This is a genomic window from Streptantibioticus silvisoli (assembly GCF_027947535.2).
Classification (GTDB): Bacteria; Actinomycetota; Actinomycetes; order Streptomycetales; family Streptomycetaceae; genus Streptantibioticus_C; species Streptantibioticus_C silvisoli.
The window spans coordinates 39062-58573 of the sequence record NZ_JAAGKO020000004.1 but is presented as its reverse complement, the minus strand read 5'-3'; the positions used below and the strand labels follow the sequence as shown (position 1 = coordinate 58573).

Below are 19512 nucleotides of genomic sequence, written 5' to 3'. Positions count from 1 at the left end.
GGCGGCCGTACACGTCAGCCAGCCGCACAGGTCGGGCGGCCGTACACGTCAGCCAGCCGCACGGGTCAACCGGCCGTACACGTCAGCCGGCCGCACGGGTCGGGCGGCCGTACACGTCAGCCAGCCGCACAGGTCGGGCGGCCGTACACGTCAGCCAGCCTCACAGGTCAACCGGCCGTACACGTCAGCCAGCCGCACGGGTCGGGCGGCCGTACACGTCAGCCAGCCGCACAGGTCAACCGGCCGTACACGTCAGCCAGCCTCACAGGTCAACCGGCCGTACACGTCAGCCAGCCGCACGGGTCAACCGGCCGTACACGTCAGCCAGCCGCACAGGTCAACCGGCCGTACACGTCAGCCAGCCACCGGGACGGCAGCCGCGGCGCGTTCGCGGTCCAGCAGGTCGCGGAACGGGCCGGCGGCGGCGGAGAGCCCGGACCAGTCGCCGCGCTGGACGATCCGGCCGGCCTCCAGCACCAGGATCTCGTCGACCGCGCCGGGCTCGGCCAGGCAGGCCAACCGGTGGGTGATGAGGACCGTGGTCCGGCCGCGGGTGGCCCGCAGCAGGTCGGCGGTGAGGGCGTCGGCGGTCGGCAGGTCGAGGTGCTCGGCGGGCTCGTCGAGTACGAGCACCGGGAAGTCCGCCAGCAGCGCGCGGGCCAGCGCGAGGCGTTGCCGCTGGCCGCCGGAGATCCGCGCGCCGTGCTCGCCGACCAGCGTGTCCAGGCCGTCGGGCAGCGCGTCGACCCAGGTCAGCAGCCGGGCCCTGGCCAGCGCGGAACGCAGTTCGCCGTCGGGGGCGCCGGGCCGGGCCAGCCGCAGGTTCTCCCGCAGGGAGCTGTCGAAGACGTGGGCGTCCTGCGCGCACAGCCCCACCAGGCGCCGCACCGCGTCGCCGTCCAGCGCCGCGGCGTCCACACCGCCCAGCCGGTAACCGCCGGACTGCGGCTCGACGAACCGCAGCAGCGCCTGCGCCAGCGTGGTCTTACCGGCCCCCGACACGCCGACCACGGCGATCCGCTGCCCGGCCGCCAGCGTCAGCCCGACACCGTCCAGCGCGGCGTGCTCACGGCCGGCGTGGCGAACCGTCAGGTCCGTCACCACCAGCGGGAACGGCGACGCGGGCGGCGTGCGCGGCACGGCGGGTTCCCGCACCGGCACCGGTGCGTCCAGCACCTCCCGCACCCGGGCCGCCGCCCGGTGGCCGCGCTGGCGGTGCCGCACGGCGAGCGGGATGCCGGCGACCGCCTCGAACGCGGCCAGCGGCGTCAGCACCACCACCGCGAGCGCCACGCCCGGCAGCCGGCCGGCCGCGACCGCGGCGACCCCCGCCCAGGCGCTCGCCACCACCGTCAGCCCGGTGATCAGCGCGGTCAGCCCCGACCCGAGCGCCGCCGACGCCGCCGACCGCGCGGCCAGGCCGGTCAGCGCCCGGTCGGCACGTTCCACCGCCGCCAGCCGCCGGGGCAGCGCACCGGCCACCGTCAGCTCCGCGGTGCCGGACAGCAGGTCGACGACCTCCGTCGACAACGTGCCCCGGGCCGGGGCCAGCCGGGCCTCCGTCCGCCGCGACACCGCCGCCGTCAGCCACGGCACACCCGCACCGGCGGCCAGCAGCCCCACCGCCAGCACGGCACCGGCCTGCGGCAGCAGCCAGGCGGTGAGGCCCACCGCCGCCAGCCCGGCCGGAACCGCGCCGGCCACCGGCAGCACCCAGCGCAGCAGGTAGTCCTGCACCGAGTCGACGTCCGCCACCAGCCGCGACAGCAGGTCGCCGCGCCGCGTCTCCCGCAGGCCCGCGGGCGCCAGCCGTTCCAGCCGGGCGAACACCGCCGCCCGCAGATCCCCCAGCGAGCGCAGCACCGCGTCGTGCGACACGAGCCGTTCCGCGTACCGGAAGACCGAACGCCCGATGCCGAACGCCCGGGTGGCCGTGGTCGCCACCAGCAGGTACAGCACCGGCGGCTCCTGCGACGCCCGCGAGATCAGCCACCCCGACACCGCCAGCAGCCCGGTAGCGCTCACCAGGGCCAACGCCCCCAGCACCACCGCCAGCGCGAACCGCCCCCGCAACGGCCCCGCGAGGCCGCGGACCCAGCGGAGGGGGGTGGTGGGGGGTGGCGGCGGTGCGGTGGCGGGGGACGTTGCTGTGGGGGCCGGGACGAGGGCGGCAGGCGGGGCCGTGGTGAGGGACGGCGCCGTGGCGGGCGGAGCCGTGGCGGGCGGGGCGAGGGGTGCCTGGGCGGTAGGGGCCGGGGACGGCGCCGTGGCAGGCGGTGCGGTCGGCACCGGGGCCGGTGTCGGAGGCCGCGTCCCGGTCATCAGGTCAACGCATTCCGCGAATTCACCCGAACCGATGACCGAGTCCAGGCCGATTACCGAGTCCAGGCCGATTACCGAGTCCAGGCCGATTGCCGAATCCGAGTCGACGACCGAGTCCGAACCGACGACCGAGTCCGGGGCGGCGGCCGTCTCCGGGGCGATCCGGACGACGCGGTCGGCCAGGGCCAGCAGGGCCGGGCGGTGGGCGACGAGGATCACCGTGCGGCCCTGGGCCAGTCGCCGCACGGCCTCGACGACGGCGGCCTCCGTGCGGTTGTCCAGGCCCGCGGTGGGCTCGTCGAGCAGGAGCAGCGGCCGGTCCGCGAGGAACGCGCGGGCCAGCGCGAGGCGTTGCCGCTGCCCGGCGGACAGCCCCGCGCCGCCTTCGCCGAGGAGAGTGTCAGTGCCGCGTGGCAGGCTTTTCACGAAGTCGAGGGCGTTCGCGGCGGCGAGCGCTCCGGTCAGCTCTTCGCCGGTGGCGTCGGGGCGGGCGAGGCGCACGTTCTCCGCGACCGAGCCGGCGAAGAGATGGGGATGCTGGGGGAGCCAGGCGATCTGCTCCCACCAGCTGTGAGGATCGAGGGAGGTGAGATCGGTGCCGCCGACACGAATACGCCCGACGCTGGGCGTCACGAAACCGAGCAGCGCGGCCAGCAGCGTCGTCTTGCCCGCTCCGGACGGGCCGACCACCGCCACCGTCTCACCCGGGACGACGGTGAACGTGGTCCGCGGCGGCGAGGCCGGCTCCCTGCCCGGGTGACGGACCGACAGCCCCTCGACGGACAGCACGGCACCGCGCAGGTCCGGCGCCGGCACGGTGCCGGCCGCCAGCGGCTCGGCCTCCAGGACGGCGAACACCTCGTCGGCGGCGGCCAGTCCCTCCGCCGCCGCGTGGTACTGCGCGCCGACCTGGCGCAGGGGCAGGTACGCCTCCGGGGCGAGCACCAGCACCAGCAGGCCGGTGCGCAGGTCCAGGCCGCCGTCGACCAGCCGGAAGCCGATGCCGACGGCGACCAGGGCCACCGAGATCGTGGACAGCAGTTCCAGTGCGAAGGAGGAGATGAAGGCGATCCGCAGCGTCGCGAGCGTGGCGCGCCGGTAGTCGTCGGTGACCCGCCGGACGGCGGCCGCCTGCGCCTTGGCCCGGCCGAACACCTTCAGCGTCGGCAGACCGGCCACCACGTCGAGGAAGTGCCCCGACAACCGGGCGAGCAGCCGCCACTGCCGCTTCATCCGGGCGTCGGTGTACCAGCCGATGAGGGCCATGAACACCGGGATCAGCGGCAGCGTCAGCACGATCACCAGCGCCGACTCCCAGTCGGAGGTGGCGATCCGGACCAGCACGACCGCCGGGACCACGACCGCCAGGGCGAGTTGCGGAAGGTAGCGCGCGAAGTAGTCGTCGAGCGCGTCCACACCGCGCACCGCCAGCGTGGTCAGCTCACCGGTGCGCCACCGGGCGAGCCGGTCCGGGCCGAGCCGGACCGCGCGGCCCAGCAGGCGGCGGCGCAGTTCGGACTTGACGGCCGCGCTGGTGCGGTGGGCGGCGAGTTCGGTCAGCCAGCCGACGACGGCCCGGCCGACGGACACCGCCGCCAGCAGGCCGATCGCCGACGCCAGCCGCTCGGTCCCCTCGTGGTGCTGGAACGCGCCGGTGACGATGTCGGCGATCAGCACCGCCTGGGCCACCACGAGCCCGGCGCCGGCCAGGCCCAGCGCTGCTGTCGCGGCCAGGAAGACCCGGGTACTCGCGGCGTACCGCAGCAGACGGGGATCGACGGGACGCATGACGGCTCCTTTTCCGGCGTTCGGGGAGGTGAGGTGGGTGCGGGGGTGCGGGGACGCGGGGAGGTGCGGGGAAGCGGGAACGGAGAGGAGGTGCCGGACGCCGCGGTGGCTGACGTCCAGCCGCACGGCTCCGGGTGCGATGCGGCGTGCGGCCCGGCGTGCGGTGCGGCACACGGTCCGGCGTGCGGTGCGGCACACGGTCCGGCGTGCGGTGCGGTGGCCGGCGGCTCGGCGTGCCGTGCGGTGGCCGGCGGCTCGGTCGCCGCCGCCTGCCCGGTAGCCGCCCGGCGGCCGTCCCGGCGGCCGTCCCGGCGGCCGACGAACCGTACGCACCCCGGCGCCCGCTCGAAGCCGCCGTCCGCCCGGGGTCACCGTCCGCTCAGGGCCCCCGCCTACTCGGGACCGCCGGCCACTCGGGACCGCCGGCCACCCGGGGCCGGCCACCCGGGGCCGCCGGCCACCGTGGCGTGCGCCGCCCGCGGAGGGCTCAGTGCGGGAGGGGGTCCGGGATGTGCTGGGTGCCGATGCGTTTGCGGAAGACCCAGTAGGTCCAGGCCTGGTAGGCGAGGACGAGGGGGGTCATGACGGCGGCGATCCAGGTCATCAGCTTCAGGGTGTAGGGCCCGGCCGCCGCGTTGACGACGGTGAGGCTCCACGCCGGGTCGGTGGTGGAGGGCATGACGTCGGGGAAGAGGACGAGGAAGAGCGTGGCGACCAGGCCGGCCACCGTGACGCCGGACAGGGCGAAGGCCCAGCCCTCGCGGCCGGCCCGGTTGCAGACCAGCGCGGCGGCGAGTGCGACGAGGGCGGTCAGCAGCGCCGCGAGGCTGTAGGCGTCGCCGGCGCGCTGGGTGAGCGCCAGGAACACCGCCGCGACGGCCAGCGTGACCACCCCGAGGCGCGCCGCGATCCGGCGGGCCCGCACGCGTACCGGGCCCAGCGTCTTCAGGGCGGCGAACACCGCGCCGTGGAAGGTGAACAGCAGCAGCGTGAGCATGCCGCCGAGCAGCGCGTACGGGCCGAACAGCGCCCCGAGGCCGCCGGTGACGTCGTGCTGGGCGTCGATCGGCACGCCGCGGGCGATGTCGGCGAAGACCGCGCCCCACAGGAAGGCGGGGACGAGGGAGCCGTAGAAGATCACGTGCTCCCAGTTGCGCTTCCAGCGGTGGTCGTCGCGCTTGGCGCGGTACTCGAAGGCGACGCCGCGCAGGATCAGGCAGACCAGCACCACCAGCAGCGGCAGGTAGAAGCCGCTGAACAAGGTGGCGTACCAGTCGGGGAAGGCGGCGAAGGTGGCGCCGACCGCGGTGAGCAGCCAGACCTCGTTGCCGTCCCAGACCGGGCCGATGGTGTTGATCAGGACCCGGCGTTCCTTCTCGTCGCGGGCCAGCAGCTTGGTCAGTACGCCGATGCCGAAGTCGAAGCCCTCCAGGAAGAAGTAGCCGGTCCACAGCACGGCGATCATCACGAACCAGAGGTCGTGCAGACGCATGGTCGTTCCCTCCGGTCAGTACGCGAAGATCATCGGCTTGTCGGACTCGGCGCTGTCCGAGCCATCCGGATCACGCCCGGCCCCCACGACCGCACCGGAGTTCCCGCCCCCGGAAGCCGCCTGCTCCCCGGAGGCACCGGCCCCGTCGGCACCGGCATCCCCGCCGGCCGGTTCGGCGAGGGCGGCCAGGCGGGCGGTGAGGCCGGTGAACGTCACGGGCGGCGGGGGCTGTTCGTCGACGACGGGGCCGGCCTTGGCGTAACGGGCCATGAGGCGGACCTCGATGACCGCCAGCACCGCGTAGAGCAGGGTGAAGACCGACAGCGAGGTGGCGATGTCGAAGGTGGTGACGCCGGGGGAGACCGCGTCGCTGGTCTTCATCAGGCCGTAGACCACCCAGGGCTGGCGGCCCATCTCGGTGAAGACCCAGCCGAAGGAGTTGGCCGCCAGCGGAAAGCCCATGGTGAGGATGCCGATCCGCCAGGACCAGCGGGTCGCGGCCGGCCACAGCTCGCGGTGCCGGGTGAGCATCAGCCGGGGCACCTCGTCCTCGGCGGTGCGGAAGCGCGGCGCCAGCCAGAACCGGCGCCGGGTGGTCCACAGCCCGACGAACGCGGCGGCCGCCGAGGTCATGCCGAAGCCCATCATCAGCCGGAATCCCCAGAAGGTGACGAAGATGTCGGGGATGTAGTCGCGCGGGCTGCTGCCGTACTCGGCGGCCTCCTGCCTGGCCACGTCGTCGATGCCGGGCACCGACGAGCGGAAGTCGTCGTGGGCCAGGAAGGACAGCAGACCGGGCACGGACAGCTCGACGGTGTTGTGGCCCTTGTCGACGTCGCCGACCGCGAAGATCGAGAACGGCGCGGGGGAACTGGTCTTCCACAGCGCCTCGGCGGCGGCCATCTTCATCGGCTGCTGCTGGAACATCACCTTGCCGAGCGCGTCGCCGCTGACCGCCGTTCCCATTCCGGCGATCACCGCGAGCACCAGCCCGGCCCGCAGCGAGGTCCGCATGACACCGATCTTCTTGTCATACGACCGCCCCGCCCCCACCGAAGCCCGCGCCCCGGACACACCCTCCGCCGCCGAAGACCCCGCCACCGAAGACCCCGCCACCGAAGCCCGAGCCCCGCTGGAAACACCCACCCCCGAAGCGCCCGCCCCGGAAGAAACCCCCACCCCCGGAGAAGCTCCCCCCGCCCGCTTCGCCCGCCACAGGTGGAACGACGACACCCCCACCACCAGCGCCGCGCCGGTCAGGAAGGACGCGAAGAGCGTGTGGGCGCCCTGGACCAGGGTGGTGTTCTGGGTGAGCACGCTGACGATGCTGGTCAGCCGGGCCCGGTGGGTGTGCGGGTCGATCACGTAGCCGTTGGGGTGCTGCATGAAGGAGTTGGCGGCCAGGATGAAGTACGCCGACAGCAGAGTGCCGACCGCGACGATCCAGATGCAGGCGCAGTGCAGCTTGCGGGGCAGCTTGTCCCAGCCGAAGATCCACAGGCCGACGAAGGTCGACTCGAAGAAGAAGGCGATCAGCGCCTCCATCGCCAGCGGCGCGCCGAACACGTCGCCGACGAACCGCGAGTAGGCGGACCAGTTCATGCCGAACTGGAACTCCTGGACGATGCCGGTGACCACGCCCATCGCGATGTTGATCAGGAAGAGCTTCCCCCAGAACTTCGTGGCGTGGAAGTACTTCTCCTTGCCGGTCCGTATCCAGGCCGTCTCCAGGCCGGCGGTGAAGGCCGACAGGCTGATCGTCAGGGGGACGAAGAGAAAGTGGTAGACGGTCGTGATGCCGAACTGCCAGCGCGCCAAGGTCTCCGGGGCCAGTGCGAGGTCCACGTCGCGCGCCTCCTTCCAGGGAAGAGCAAGCCGCTTGTGAATGCGTTCACATTCACAAGCATTATGTCCCCGCTTGCCGCGCCCCCGGCACCGGGGGTGGGTGACGCCGTTCACAGCCGGACCCCGTTTCACCGGCGGAAACACCGAGGGGCACGCCGCAATGGCGTGCCCCTGGGGTGCGTTGACCGGCCGCGCGTGACGGCCGTCACTTTGTCCGGAACGTTCGATGTGAGTCAGATCATGCGGTGACCCGGAGATCGTCCCGGCGTGCGGCGCCGGATCAGAGTCCGGCGCGGTACGCCTCGGCCGTCCGCAGGAAGAGGTCGTTGGCCTCGGTCTCACCGATCGTCACGCGCACGCCCTCGTCGCCGTACGGGCGGACCATGACGCCGGCCCGCTCGCACGCGGCGCCGAAGTCCTGCGTGCGGTCGCCGAGCCGCAGCCAGACGAAGTTGGCCTGGCTCGGCGGCACCGTCCAGCCCTGCGCGGTCAGCGCCGCGCTCACCCGGGCGCGTTCCGCCACCAGCGCCTCGACCCGCACCAGCAGCGCGTCCTCGGCGCGCAGCGAGGCGACCGCCGCGTCCTGGGCGAGCCGGCTGACGCCGAACGGCACCGCGGTCTTGCGCAGCGCCTCGGCCACCGGCTCGTGGCCTATGGCGAAGCCGACCCGCAGACCGGCCAGGCCGTACGCCTTGGAGAAGGTGCGCAGCACGCAGACGTTGGGCCGCTCCCGGTACAGCTCGACGCCGTCGGGCACCTCGGGGTCGCGGATGAACTCCCGGTACGCCTCGTCCAGCACCACCAGGACGTCGGACGGCACCGCGTCGAGGAACGCCGCCAGCTCCGCGCGGCGCACCACGGTGCCGGTCGGGTTGTTGGGGTTGCACACGAAGATCAGCCGGGTGCGGTCGGTGATCGCGGCCGCCATCGCGTCCAGGTCGTGCCGCTCCTCGGCGTCCAGCGGGATCTGGACCGGTCGCGCGCCGGAGATCTGGGAGACGATCGGGTACGCCTCGAAGGACCGCCAGGCGTAGAGGATCTCGTCGCCGGGGCCGGCGGTCGCCTGGACCAGCTGCTGCGCCACGCCGACCGAACCGGTGCCGGTGGCGACATGGCTCTCCGGCACGCCGAACCTCTTGGCGAGTTCGCTGGTCAGCCCGGTGCAGGCCAGGTCCGGGTAGCGGTGCATCTCGCCGGCCGCGGTGACGGCCGCCTCCAGCACACCGGGCAGCGGCGGGTAGGGGTTCTCGTTGGAGGACAGCTTGTAGGCGGGCCTTCCGTCGGCGCCGGCCGCCGGCCGGCCCGGCTTGTAGACCGGAATGCCGTTCAGCGCCGCCCGCAGCCGCGGTTCCGGCCCGCGGCCAGTAGTTTCCGTCACCAGGTCCTCCTCGACCTATCCCCGCACATCGTCCTTGCGCCCGTTCGGCCGTGTCGCGGACCACCGTTCGCGCCCGGCGCATCACGGAGGCGATGTGGCATATCACCTCGTATATCGCGAAGCCGGGTGCGCGCGCCATGATCCGGAACACGTACCTCCCCGCACCGACCGATCGACCGGTGGGGGGCCTGGTCCCAGCCTATGAGGGGCGCGTACCGAGCGGGAGGGGGGCAAATCCCCCGCACGCGCTGGTGGCGCACGCCATAGTGCGCATCCCTCGTACGGGTGATGCTTTACCCGTCCGGATTCTGGACCACACGACTGGCTGACCGGACAGTAATGCTCATGACCCGCCGCCAAGTGACGGGTTGGCCTGGCATTCGAAGGACGTAACCCACCACCCGTCATGCAGAAACGTCACAGCTCAGGGCGGTCGGCGGCGGCGCGGCAGGGGACCGTCGGAGCCCTACTATCGGCCTGCCATGACAGCAGCAGGTAACCATCAGGCGAGCCGGTCCACCGGACGGCGGCTGGGGCGGGCCGGAATCCGGGACGTGGCCGCCGCGGCCGGGGTCTCGATCACGACCGTCTCCGACGCGCTCAACGGCAAAGGGCGCCTCCCCGACGCCACGCGGCGGCATGTCCGCGAGGTCGCCAACCGGCTGGGCTACCGCCCGTCGGCCGCGGCCCGCACACTGCGCACCGGGCGCTCCGGCCTGATCGGCCTGACGGTGACCACGTACGGCGAAGAGCCGTTCACCTTCACCGAGTTCGCCTACTTCGCCGAGATGGCCCGCGCCGCCACCTCGGCGGCGCTGGCCCGCGGCTACGCGCTGGTGATCCTGCCGGCCTCCTCGCGGCACGACGTGTGGAGCAACGTGGCGCTGGACGGCACCGTCGTCATCGACCCCTCCGACCACGACCCGGTCGTCGCCGACCTGGTCCGGCAGGGCATCCCGGTGGTCAGCGACGGCCGCCCGGCCGGCAACCTCCCGGTGCACGCCTGGGTGGACAACGACCACGAACAGGCCGTCATCGGCATCCTGGACCACCTCGCGGAGGCCGGCGCCCGGCGCATCGGCCTGCTCACCGGCACCAGCACCGACACGTACACCCGGCTGTCGACCTCCGCCTACCTCGACTGGTGCGAACGGCACGGCCAGGAGCCGGTCTACGAGGCCTATCCGGCCCACGACCCGTGCGCCGGCGCGGTGGCCGCCGACCGCCTGCTGGCCCGGCCGGACCGCCCGGACGCGGTCTACGGGCTCTTCGACCCCAACGGCACCGACCTGCTGGCCGCCGCCCGGCGCTACGGGCTGCGGGTGCCGGACGACCTGCTGCTGGTGTGTTGCAGCGAACGCCCGGCCTACGCGGCCACCGAACCGCCGATCAGCACGCTGTCGCTCAAGCCGGGCCGCATCGGCACCGCGGTCGTGCAGCTGCTGATCGACGCCATCGAGGGCGCCGAACCGGGCGAGCCGGTCGAGCAGGTCATGCCGACCGACCTGATCGTGCGGGCCTCCTCACGCCGCCGCCCGCCGCGCACCACCGTCAGCCCGCCGCGTTCGCCGGAGGACCGCTGACCGCCACGCGGCCCTCCGCCGGCGCCACGCGGCGGCGGAGAGGTCGCGGATTGCGGCGCATTGGCGGAGGTTTGTCCACCCCGCCCCGATTGGCAGGCGTCAGGTGCGTCGCAACAGGGGAGCCGCCTTCCTATGATGGGCGGATGACACCGCAGGCCGCCCCGGCGCACACCGCTCCGGACGTGACGCGGTGACGGCGGCGCGAAGGTGGAGGGGCCGATGACTCAGGGGGCCGGTCTGGAACCCGTATCGCCGGTAACCGCTGCGGCGGTGGAGGACTGGCAGCCGGCGGAGCAACCCCTCGCGCCACCGCTGCCCGCCCAGGCGCCGCCGCCTCCCCCGCTGCCGCCCGCGCCGGTCGGCGAGCCGTCGGTGGACTACACGCCGACCGCGCACGACCTGCCGGTGATCCGGCCGGGCACCGACCGGCCGACGATGCGGCTGACCGCGCCCGCCGTCGAGGGCACCGGTCCGACCGGGCCGCTGTTCGTCGTCGGCGACGTGCACGGATACCTCGACGAACTGCGCTCCGCCCTGTCCGCCAACGGCCTGATCGACGAGGCCGGCCACTGGGCGGCCGGCGCCGCCCGGCTGTGGTTCCTGGGCGACTTCACCGACCGCGGGCCGGACGGCATCGGGGTCATCGACCTCGTCATGCAGCTGTCGGCCGAGGCCGCGGCGGCCGGCGGCTACTGCAAGGCCCTGATGGGCAACCACGAGCTGCTGCTGATCGGCGCCAAGCGGTTCGAGGACACCCCGGTCAACTCCGCGGCCGGCACCGCCTCGTTCCTGGCCGCCTGGCGGCTCAACGGCGGCCAGACCACCGACATGGACCGGCTCCGCGACCACCACATCGCCTGGATGTCCCGGCTGGACGCGGTCGCCCTGGCCGAGGAGCACCTGCTGCTGCACTCCGACACCACCGCGTACCTGGAGTACGGCACCAGCATCGACGCCGTCAACGACGCGGTGACCGGGATCCTCCAACGGGGTGACGCGGACGAATGCTGGGAGCTGTTCCGCAAGTTCACCAAGCGCTTCGCCTTCCGGGGCGAGAGCGGCGGCCTCGCGGTGCGCGAACTGCTCGACGCCTACGGCGGCCAGCAGGTCGTGCACGGCCACAGCCCGATCCCGTACCTGCTCGGCGAGGCCGGTGAGGACGGCGGCGACCCGACCCCGCACACCGTCGAGGGCCCGCACCTGTACGCCGACGACCTCGCCGTCGCGATGGACGGCGGCGTGACGATGGACGGCACCCTGCTGGTGGCCCGGCTCCCGCTCGGCTGACGGGGAGCCCCCTCCACGGGCTTCCGGGTTTTCGGTTCTTCGGGTTCTCGGGTCTTCGGGTCTTCGGGTCTTCGGGTTTCCGGTTCTCCGGGTTCTCGGAGTTTCCGGGTTCCCGGGTTCTCGGGGCGCGCGCGGGGCCGGCCGACGCCGGGACGCACGTTCCGGCGTGCAGAGCCGCGCCGGGGGCGTGGTCGAGCAATTCGGAAAACTCTCTGTCAGCCTGTCAGCCCCGCGCTCTACCATCGGGGTGTCCGTCACAGGCTCGCCTCCGCTTCCGGCCGGCCGCTCCGGGATCCGACGGCGCCCGGGCAGGTCCCGGGTGCGCGGGGGCTTCGGGGGATGCACATGAACAGCGCTCCGCACCTGCTGACCGAGGACCGCCCGCAGTTCGAGCGGGTTCTCGACCAGGCTCTCCGAGCGATGTCCGCCGCGCCGCCCACGACCGCGTCGCCGCGCCGGCCCAGCTCCGAGCAGCTGCGCGCCATGGCGCTCGCCGCGTCGGCCGCGATATCCGCCTGCGCCGCCGCCGAGTACGAGGTCTTCCTGCGCCTGCGCGACGCGGACCGCGCCACCCGCACCCGGGGCGGCGCGCAGACCGCGCAGGACTCCGACGCCACCGGTGCGGTGCCGCCCGGCGTTCCGGTGCCGGGTGTGGCCAACGCGGTGTCCGGCGCCGGGCTGTTCCCGATGATGGCGGTGCTCACCCCGGTGCTGGCCGGCGTCGCCGCGGTCATCTTCCTGCTCGTCGGCTACCTGCTCGGCGCGATGAGCCCGGCACCGTCGATCGCCGGATCGCTGCGCACGGCGGGCTGGACCTTCCTGGCGCTGGCCGGCGCGGCCATCCTCGTCGGCACCGTCGGCATGCTGATGACCGCGGTACGCGACGGCTCCACCGCCATCCACGCCTCCGACCCCGCGGCGGCCGACGAAGTCGCCGCCGCCCGGAACGCCTGGTCGGCGGCGCTGCTGGAACGCGGCCTGCTGCCGTTCCTCACCGAAGCCGCGGCGACGGGGTCACCGTCCGGCGGACCCCCGGCCGGCGGTGGGGCACCGGGCGGGAGCGGTACGCGGGCCCGCGGCACCGGGATCGGCCGCCCGAAGTCGGCGGGCGCAGCGGGGTTGGGCGGTCCGGTGGACGGCGGCGCCCCGGCGGGCGGATCGCGGAACGGATCGCGCACGTCGAGCGGCTTCGGCTACTCGGCGCCCGGGTTCTCCAGTCCCGGCGGTGGCGAGCCCCGGGCTGCCGGACCGCGGTTCTCCAGCCCCGACTTCTCCAGTCCGGACTTCTCCAGCCCCGACTTCACCGGGCCGCAGGGGCCGGTGCCCGGCGAGCGGGACGCGGACGGCGAGCGCGGCTGACAGCCGTACGGGCGAGGGTGTTTCCGCCGGAAACCCGATGGGCCACCGAGCGGTAAATCCGACGGATACCCGAACGGACCAGCACATAGCGCGACGAAGAGCGCGTCATTTGTGCCACTTTGGCTGTAGTGCGAAACGCCGGGTGGCTCCTCGGGGCATCCGCGCGGATCGCACACGGTTCGTCGGCGGGCACGGCGCCGGCCGACGACGGTGCATCCCCAGGCCCGTCGCGGGCCGCGCTTTCACAGGAGTGAGCAGATGCAGTCGAAGCTCAGCAGGATCGCCCTGGCGGCCGCCGCCGGCGCCATGGTCACCGTCAGCGTCGCCGGTACCGCGACCGCGGCCGGGTCGGCGTGGGAGGCCAAGGGCCGGGTCACCGCCAACGGCGGCCTGTTCGTCCGGGCCCGACCGGACACCGGCAGCCGGGTGGTCGGGTGGCACGCCCAGGGTTCGATCGTGAGCATCAAGTGCAAGGAGAACGGCGGGAACGTCCACGGCAACCGTCTCTGGTACCAGCTGAGCGACCACACCTTCGGCTGGTCCTCAGCCCGTTACATCCAGAACCTGGGGCGGTCGCCGGAGTGGTGCGCGCGCTGATCGGCTGACGGACGCGCGACTCAAGGACGCCAGAACCCGGGGTCCCCGGAGCCTGAAAGCTCGGGGGACCCCGGGTTTTCGCGCTGCCGCGCGGTGGCGTGGCCGGTCAGCCGTTCTGGCCGGGCCCCTGCTGCGGGTAACCGGCCGGGTTCTGCTGCGGGTAACCGCCCGGAGCCGGCTGCTGCGGGTAACCGCCGGGTGCCGGCTGGGAGTAGGCACCCGGAGCCGGGTAGCCACCGGGGGCCGGCTGCTGCGGGTAGCCACCCGGAGCCTGCTGCGGGTACCCGCCGGGGGCGCCGTAGCCGGCCGGGCCGCCCTGCTGGGGGTAACCGCCCGGGACCTGCCCGGCGTACATCGCGGCCTGGGCGGCCTGCGCCGTCTTCACCTTCTGCCGCGCCGACATCGAGCGGAAGAAGTTGACGATCATCAGGACCGGCAGGATGAACGCCTTGAAGAAGATGATGTAGCTGCCGCCCTGGAAGACGAATCCCAGGTAGATGCCGTAGCCGAAGAAGCCGACACCGAAGAGCGCGTTGAGTACGCGCCAGCCCTTGGTCAGGCCGCCGGTGTTGAGCACGCCCATGACCAGCATGACGAGACCGCTGAAGATGAGCAGTACGACGTACCAGGAGAAGAGCGGGTTACTGCTGAAGTCGAGATTCACGTGGGGTCCTGGTCGATTGTCGGACATGCGGCCGGTACGGGACGAACGCGTACGGTACTAGAGCGCGAACACCCTTGTCCCACCTTTTAGGTGACGGTTTGGTCGCCCCTTTCAGGTGACGGTTTATTCGACGACCGGCAGCTGGATCCGGTTGCCGCCCGCCGCGAACTCCGCCGCCTTCGCCGCCATGCCCGCCTCGATCTCCTCGGCGGTGGCGCCGTGTTCGCGCCGGATGTCGTGCGAGATCCGCATGGAGCAGAACTTCGGACCGCACATCGAGCAGAAGTGCGCGGTCTTCGCCGGTGCCGCCGGCAGCGTCTCGTCGTGGAACGCCCGTGCGGTGTCCGGGTCCAGCGACAGGTTGAACTGGTCCTCCCAGCGGAAGGCGAACCGCGCGTCCGACAGCGCGTCGTCGCGTTCGCGGGCCCCCGGGTGACCCTTGGCCAGGTCGGCGGCGTGCGCGGCGATCTTGTACGTGATGACGCCGGTCTTGACGTCGTCGCGGTCCGGCAGCCCCAGGTGCTCCTTGGGGGTGACGTAGCAGAGCATCGCGGTGCCCCACCAGGCGATCATGGCGGCGCCGATGCCGGATGTGATGTGGTCGTAGCCGGGCGCGACGTCGGTGGTCAGCGGGCCGAGGGTGTAGAACGGCGCCTCGTCGCAGATCTCCTGCTGGAGTTCCACGTTCTCCCTGATCCGGTGCATCGGGACGTGTCCCGGTCCCTCGATCATGGTCTGCACGCCGTGCTCGCGGGCGATCCGGTTCAGCTCACCCAGGGTGCGCAGCTCGGCGAACTGCGCCTCGTCGTTGGCGTCGGCCACCGACCCGGGCCGCAGCCCGTCGCCGAGGGAGAACGTCACGTCGTAGGCGGCGAGCAGGTCGCACAGCTCGGCGAAGTGGTCGTACAGGAAGTTCTCCCGATGGTGCGCCAGGCACCACGCGGCCATGATGGAGCCGCCGCGCGAGACGATGCCGGTGGTGCGGCGGGCGGTCAGCGGCACGTACCGCAGCAGCACCCCGGCGTGCACGGTCATGTAGTCCACGCCCTGCTCGGCCTGTTCGACGACGGTGTCGCGGTAGACCTCCCACGACAGCTCCTCCGCCCGGCCGCCGACCTTCTCCAGCGCCTGGTAGAGCGGCACGGTGCCGATCGGGACGGGGGAGTTGCGCAGCACCCACTCGCGGGTGGTGTGGATGTCGCGGCCGGTCGACAGGTCCATCACGGTGTCCGCGCCCCACCGGGTGGCCCAGGTCATCTTCTCCACCTCCTCCTCGATGGACGAGGTGACGGCGGAGTTGCCGATGTTGGCGTTGACCTTGACCAGGAAGCGCTTGCCGATCACCATCGGCTCGCTCTCCGGGTGGTTGACGTTGACCGGCAGCACCGCCCGGCCCGCCGCGATCTCCTCGCGCACCACTTCGGGGTCGACGCCCTCGCGCAGCGCCGCGAACTCCATCTCGGCGGTGACCACGCCGCGGCGCGCGTACGCCAGCTGACTCACCGCCCGCCCGTCCCGGCCGCGCAGCGGCGGCCGTCCGGCACCGGGGAAGACCGGCTCGCCCGGCGCCTGCGGCCGGTCGCCGTCGTCCTGCGGGCGGTCGCCGTCGTCCTGCGGCCGGACCGGGCGGCCCGGGTACTCCTCGGTGTCGCCGCGTTCCGCGATCCAGCCGGCCCGCAGCGCCGGCAGCCCGCGCCGCACGTCGGTGACGACGGCCGGGTCGGTGTACGGCCCCGAGGTGTCGTACAGGGTGACGTCGCCCCCGTCGGTCAGCCGCACCCGGCACACCGGCACCCGCAGGCCGGCCCGGTCGCCCTGGAGGTACGCCTTGCGCCGCCCCGGTGCGAGGGTGCCGGCGTCGCCGCCGGTCCGCGTTCCGGGCGTGCTGATGTCCTGCTCGGTCATGAAGACCCCACTCCCTACGCCGGCATTACCCGGTACAGGTTCATCGGTCGGCGCGGCGGTCGGCCGTACGTCGTGTACGGCCCGGTCAGCGCCCTCTCAGCCCGGTGCCCCGAGCTCCCGCGTTGGCAAAGGTGTCGTTGAAACTACCGGTTCGTCCCCACCGGGCGCCAGGCCGGGGTGGGTTACCCTCCGGGAATGGTGGGACTGCAGGGCCGGGTGACCGGCACGATCGGGCCGGGACTGGTGGGCGAGGTCATGGTCGCGGTGCGCGGCGGTGCCGAGCACTTCCTGGCGTACCCGGTGATTTCCGGTGAGCGGATCGACATCGGGACGCTGGTGGTCGTGGTGGAGTACCAGCCGCCGCGCTCGGTCTACGTGGCACCGCTCGTCTGACGGCGGCCGCGAGCGGCGGAGCCCAGGTGTCAAAACGGCGACAAGATTGACGTTGCCCGTTGGCGGCCCCCGTGCCCGGGAGGACACTCGCGTCGTCGGCCCGACTCCGGGTCGCGATAAGGGGGCATTGCCGATGATCATCGGCGTCGTGGCGGGTACCGCACTCGTCGCACTCATCATCCTGATCGTGCTGTTCAAGCTCATGTGGCGGGTCGCCGAGCCGAACGAGGCGCTGGTCATCTCCGGTTCCCGGCACCGCACCGACGGGGTGGACAACGGCCTGGGGTTCCGCATCGTCACCGGCCGCGGCACGCTGGTGATCCCGGGCGTCCAGGCGGTCCGCAAGCTGTCACTCGACCTGAACCAGACCGAGTTGTCGGTCGAGTGCGTCACCCAGCAGGGCATCCCGCTCAAGGTCCAGGGCGTGGTGATCTTCAAGGTCGGCGACGACTACGTGTCGATCGCCAACGCCGCGCGGCGCTTCCTGGACCAGCAGAAGTTCATGGGCAACCGGGTCCACAACCTGTTCGCCGGTCACCTGCGCTCCATCGTCGGCGGTCTGACGGTCGAGGAGATGATCCGCGACCGCGACAAGCTGACCGCGCAGACCCGGGCGGCCTCCGGCACCGAGATGGAGAAGCTGGGGCTGATCGTCGACTCGCTGCAGATCCACGAGATCGACGACCCGACCGGCTACATCAAGAACCTGGCCGCCCCGCACGCCGCCGCCGTCCAGCGGGACGCGCGGATCGCCCAGGCGGAGGCGTCCCGGCTGGCCACCGAGGCCGAGCAGAAGGCGGCCGCCCGCATGTCGGAGGCCACCCGCGACAGCGAGATCCTCCAGGCCGGCTACCAGGCGGAACGCGACAAGGCCGCCGCCACCGCCCAGCAGGCCGGCCCGCTCGCCGAGGCCGCCGCCCGCCAGGAGGTCGTCGTCCAGGAGACCCGGGTCTCGGAGCTGGAGGCCAACCGCCGCGAGATGCAGCTCCAGGCGGACGTCCGCAAGCCCGCCGACGCGCACGCCTACGAGCGCCGCACGCTGGCCGAGGCCGACCGGGACGCCCGTATCTCGGCCGCGCAGGCCAACGCCCGGGAGACCGAGCTGGCCGCGGCCGCCGAGGCCACCCGGGTGAAGACCCGTGCCGCGGCGGAGGCGGAGGCCACCAGGGCGCGCGGTGAGGCGGCGGCCGCCTCGACCCGCGCCACCGGTGAGGCCGAGGCGGCGGCGGCGAAGGCCCGCGGTCTGGCCGAGGCGGAGTCCGACCGGGCCAAGGGGCTGGCCGAGGCCGCGGCGATCCAGGCCCGGGCGGCGGCGCTGGCGGAGAACCAGGAGGCGGTCGTCGCGCAGCAGCTCGCCGAGAAGTGGCCGGAGATCGTGCAGGCCGGCGCGGCCGCCTTCGGCAACGTCGACCACATGGTGCTGCTCAACGGCGCCGACGGCATGTCGGAGATGTTCGCCAAGGCCCTCACCATGGGCGGCACCGGACTGGGTCTGGCCCGGCAGCTGCTGTCCGCGATGAACCCCCCGGCGACCGCTCCGGCCGCCGACCCGGCGGGCCCGGTGGCCCCGGTGACCCCGCTGAACGGCACCCGCATCACCGTTCAGGAGGAGGGGCCCCAGTCGGTCTGACAGCCCGGCTGACAGCCCGGTCCGGCAGGTGCCGGTGACGGCGTCCGCTGGACACGGCGGTGCCCGCGGTACGGAGTCTCCTCCGCCGCGGGCACCGGCCGTTCAGGGGCGTGGTTCAGACGGCTGCCGGGCAGCCGGTCACCAGTCCTTGCGGGACGAGTTGCTGGACGAGGTGAAGCGTTTGACCACGAAGACCAGTCCGCCGACCAGCACGGCGAAGAGGATCACCTTGAACAGCAGCCCGACCACGAAGCCGATGATGCTGGTGATCAGCCCGCCGAAGATGAACAGCGCGATCACCGGAATGACGACCCACTTGACCCACCACGGCAAACCGTTCAGGAACCCGTTCACGATGAGACTCCCTCCGCCCCTCTGCGAATCCTTCTGATGCGAGCTTACGGCCGTCCAGCGGGTTCGCCGAGGCATCCGGGACCCCATCCGTCCCTGAGGAAACCCTTACGGGTGATCGGGCCCACGTCCCTGAGAGCGACCGCCGCCGTCACTTCTCCGGCGGTGAGAAGACCACCAGGACCCGCAGGTCCTCGGTGATGTGGTGGAACCGGTGCGGGGTCCTGGCCGGCACGTACACGACGCTGCCCCGGGCCACCACCGACGTCTCCTCGCCGACCGTGATCGACGCCCGGCCGCTCACCACGAGGTAGATCTCGTCCTGGTCGTGCGGCGACTGCGGGTCGGCCTCACCGGCCGGAAGCGCGTAGAGCCCCGCCGACATGTTGCGCTCCCGCAGGAACTGCAGATACGCGCCGTCATGGGCCGCTCGCTCCGCGTCCAGATCGTCGAGCCGGAACAATTTCATTACGTCTGTTCCCTTGTCCTGGGGATCACCCTGTCTGCGACGATCCCCTGCATGAAGAAATTCGTGGTCAAGACCCTGGCCAACGCGGTCGCCCTCGGGGTGGCCGTCTGGCTGATCAAGGGCATCACTCTGACCGGTACCGACACCGGGCACAAGGTCCTCGCGCTCATCCTGGTGGCACTCGTCTTCGGCGTCATCAACTGGCTGGTCAAGCCGGTGGTGAAGTTGCTGTCCTTCCCGCTGGTGGTGCTCACCCTCGGCCTGTTCACCCTGGTGGTGAACGCCCTGATGATGCTGTTGACCTCCTACCTGGCCGGCAAGCTCTCGATCGACTTCCACGTCTCCGGCTTCGTGGCCGCGGTGCTCGGCGGCCTGATCGTCAGCGTCGTGGCCTGGGTGCTGCACCTGATCCTGCCGGACGACGACGACTGACATCGCCCATGTTTCAC

At 72.7% G+C, this 19512-nt stretch carries 15 protein-coding genes; 7 read left to right on the top strand and 8 right to left on the bottom strand.

Going from position 1 to position 19512, the window contains the following annotated elements; all coding sequences use genetic code 11:
• Positions 1 to 354 precede the first annotated feature (354 nt).
• The 4 genes from cydD to hisC form a co-directional block, all read right to left on the bottom strand.
• A complete protein-coding gene (gene cydD / locus POF43_RS04310) occupies positions 355 to 4110 on the bottom strand; it encodes a thiol reductant ABC exporter subunit CydD (protein WP_282704411.1) in 3756 nt (1251 codons plus the stop codon).
• 487 nt (positions 4111 to 4597) lie between these two features.
• Positions 4598 to 5602, bottom strand: coding sequence for a cytochrome d ubiquinol oxidase subunit II (cydB, locus tag POF43_RS04305; protein WP_271325682.1), 1005 nt, complete (start codon positions 5600 to 5602; stop codon positions 4598 to 4600).
• A 15-nt stretch (positions 5603 to 5617) separates the two neighbouring features.
• Positions 5618 to 7447 (bottom strand): cytochrome ubiquinol oxidase subunit I, encoded by a 1830-nt coding sequence (locus POF43_RS04300; RefSeq protein WP_282704410.1) that lies wholly within the window; start codon positions 7445 to 7447, stop codon positions 5618 to 5620.
• 280 nt (positions 7448 to 7727) lie between these two features.
• Positions 7728 to 8825, bottom strand: a complete 1098-nt coding sequence (gene hisC / locus POF43_RS04295) for a histidinol-phosphate transaminase (RefSeq protein WP_271313972.1) — start codon at positions 8823 to 8825, stop codon at positions 7728 to 7730.
• Positions 8826 to 9307: 482 nt separating this feature from the next.
• Between hisC and POF43_RS04290 the strand changes: the two genes are divergently transcribed.
• The 4 genes from POF43_RS04290 (at position 9308) to POF43_RS04275 (ending at position 13651) form a co-directional block, all read left to right on the top strand.
• Positions 9308 to 10408: a LacI family DNA-binding transcriptional regulator gene (locus POF43_RS04290; protein ID WP_271313973.1), complete on the top strand. Its 1101-nt coding sequence runs from the start codon at positions 9308 to 9310 to the stop codon at positions 10406 to 10408.
• 219 nt (positions 10409 to 10627) lie between these two features.
• The gene (locus tag POF43_RS04285; RefSeq protein ID WP_271313974.1) at positions 10628 to 11695 is read left to right on the top strand and encodes a metallophosphoesterase; all 1068 of its coding nucleotides are present in this window, start codon (positions 10628 to 10630) and stop codon (positions 11693 to 11695) included.
• Positions 11696 to 12040: 345 nt separating this feature from the next.
• Complete coding sequence (locus POF43_RS04280) at positions 12041 to 13054, top strand: hypothetical protein (RefSeq protein WP_271322990.1); 1014 nt, start codon at positions 12041 to 12043, stop codon at positions 13052 to 13054.
• Between the two features lie 258 nt (positions 13055 to 13312).
• A complete protein-coding gene (locus POF43_RS04275) occupies positions 13313 to 13651 on the top strand; it encodes an SH3 domain-containing protein (RefSeq protein WP_271313976.1) in 339 nt (112 codons plus the stop codon).
• 106 nt (positions 13652 to 13757) lie between these two features.
• Here POF43_RS04275 and POF43_RS04270 read toward each other — a convergent pair whose 3' ends face one another.
• Together POF43_RS04270 and thiC are read right to left on the bottom strand one after the other, a co-directional pair.
• Positions 13758 to 14315: a hypothetical protein gene (locus POF43_RS04270; protein WP_271322989.1), complete on the bottom strand. Its 558-nt coding sequence runs from the start codon at positions 14313 to 14315 to the stop codon at positions 13758 to 13760.
• Positions 14316 to 14438: 123 nt separating this feature from the next.
• The gene (thiC, locus tag POF43_RS04265; protein ID WP_271313978.1) at positions 14439 to 16220 is read right to left on the bottom strand and encodes a phosphomethylpyrimidine synthase ThiC; all 1782 of its coding nucleotides are present in this window, start codon (positions 16218 to 16220) and stop codon (positions 14439 to 14441) included.
• 195 nt (positions 16221 to 16415) lie between these two features.
• Between thiC and POF43_RS04260 the strand changes: the two genes are divergently transcribed.
• Both POF43_RS04260 and POF43_RS04255 read left to right on the top strand, forming a co-directional pair.
• The gene (locus POF43_RS04260; RefSeq protein WP_271313979.1) at positions 16416 to 16613 is read left to right on the top strand and encodes an NfeD C-terminal domain-containing protein; all 198 of its coding nucleotides are present in this window, start codon (positions 16416 to 16418) and stop codon (positions 16611 to 16613) included.
• A 133-nt stretch (positions 16614 to 16746) separates the two neighbouring features.
• The gene (locus POF43_RS04255; protein WP_271313980.1) at positions 16747 to 18243 is read left to right on the top strand and encodes an SPFH domain-containing protein; all 1497 of its coding nucleotides are present in this window, start codon (positions 16747 to 16749) and stop codon (positions 18241 to 18243) included.
• A 138-nt stretch (positions 18244 to 18381) separates the two neighbouring features.
• Here POF43_RS04255 and POF43_RS04250 read toward each other — a convergent pair whose 3' ends face one another.
• Both POF43_RS04250 and POF43_RS04245 read right to left on the bottom strand, forming a co-directional pair.
• Positions 18382 to 18597, bottom strand: coding sequence for a DUF5326 family protein (locus POF43_RS04250; protein ID WP_271313981.1), 216 nt, complete (start codon positions 18595 to 18597; stop codon positions 18382 to 18384).
• Positions 18598 to 18745: 148 nt separating this feature from the next.
• Positions 18746 to 19063: a cupin domain-containing protein gene (locus POF43_RS04245; RefSeq protein ID WP_271313982.1), complete on the bottom strand. Its 318-nt coding sequence runs from the start codon at positions 19061 to 19063 to the stop codon at positions 18746 to 18748.
• Positions 19064 to 19114: 51 nt separating this feature from the next.
• Between POF43_RS04245 and POF43_RS04240 the strand changes: the two genes are divergently transcribed.
• Positions 19115 to 19495 carry a phage holin family protein gene (locus POF43_RS04240; protein ID WP_271313983.1) on the top strand — a complete coding sequence of 127 codons (381 nt, stop codon included), beginning with the start codon at positions 19115 to 19117 and terminating at the stop codon, positions 19493 to 19495.
• The last annotated feature ends 17 nt before the right edge of the window (positions 19496 to 19512 follow it).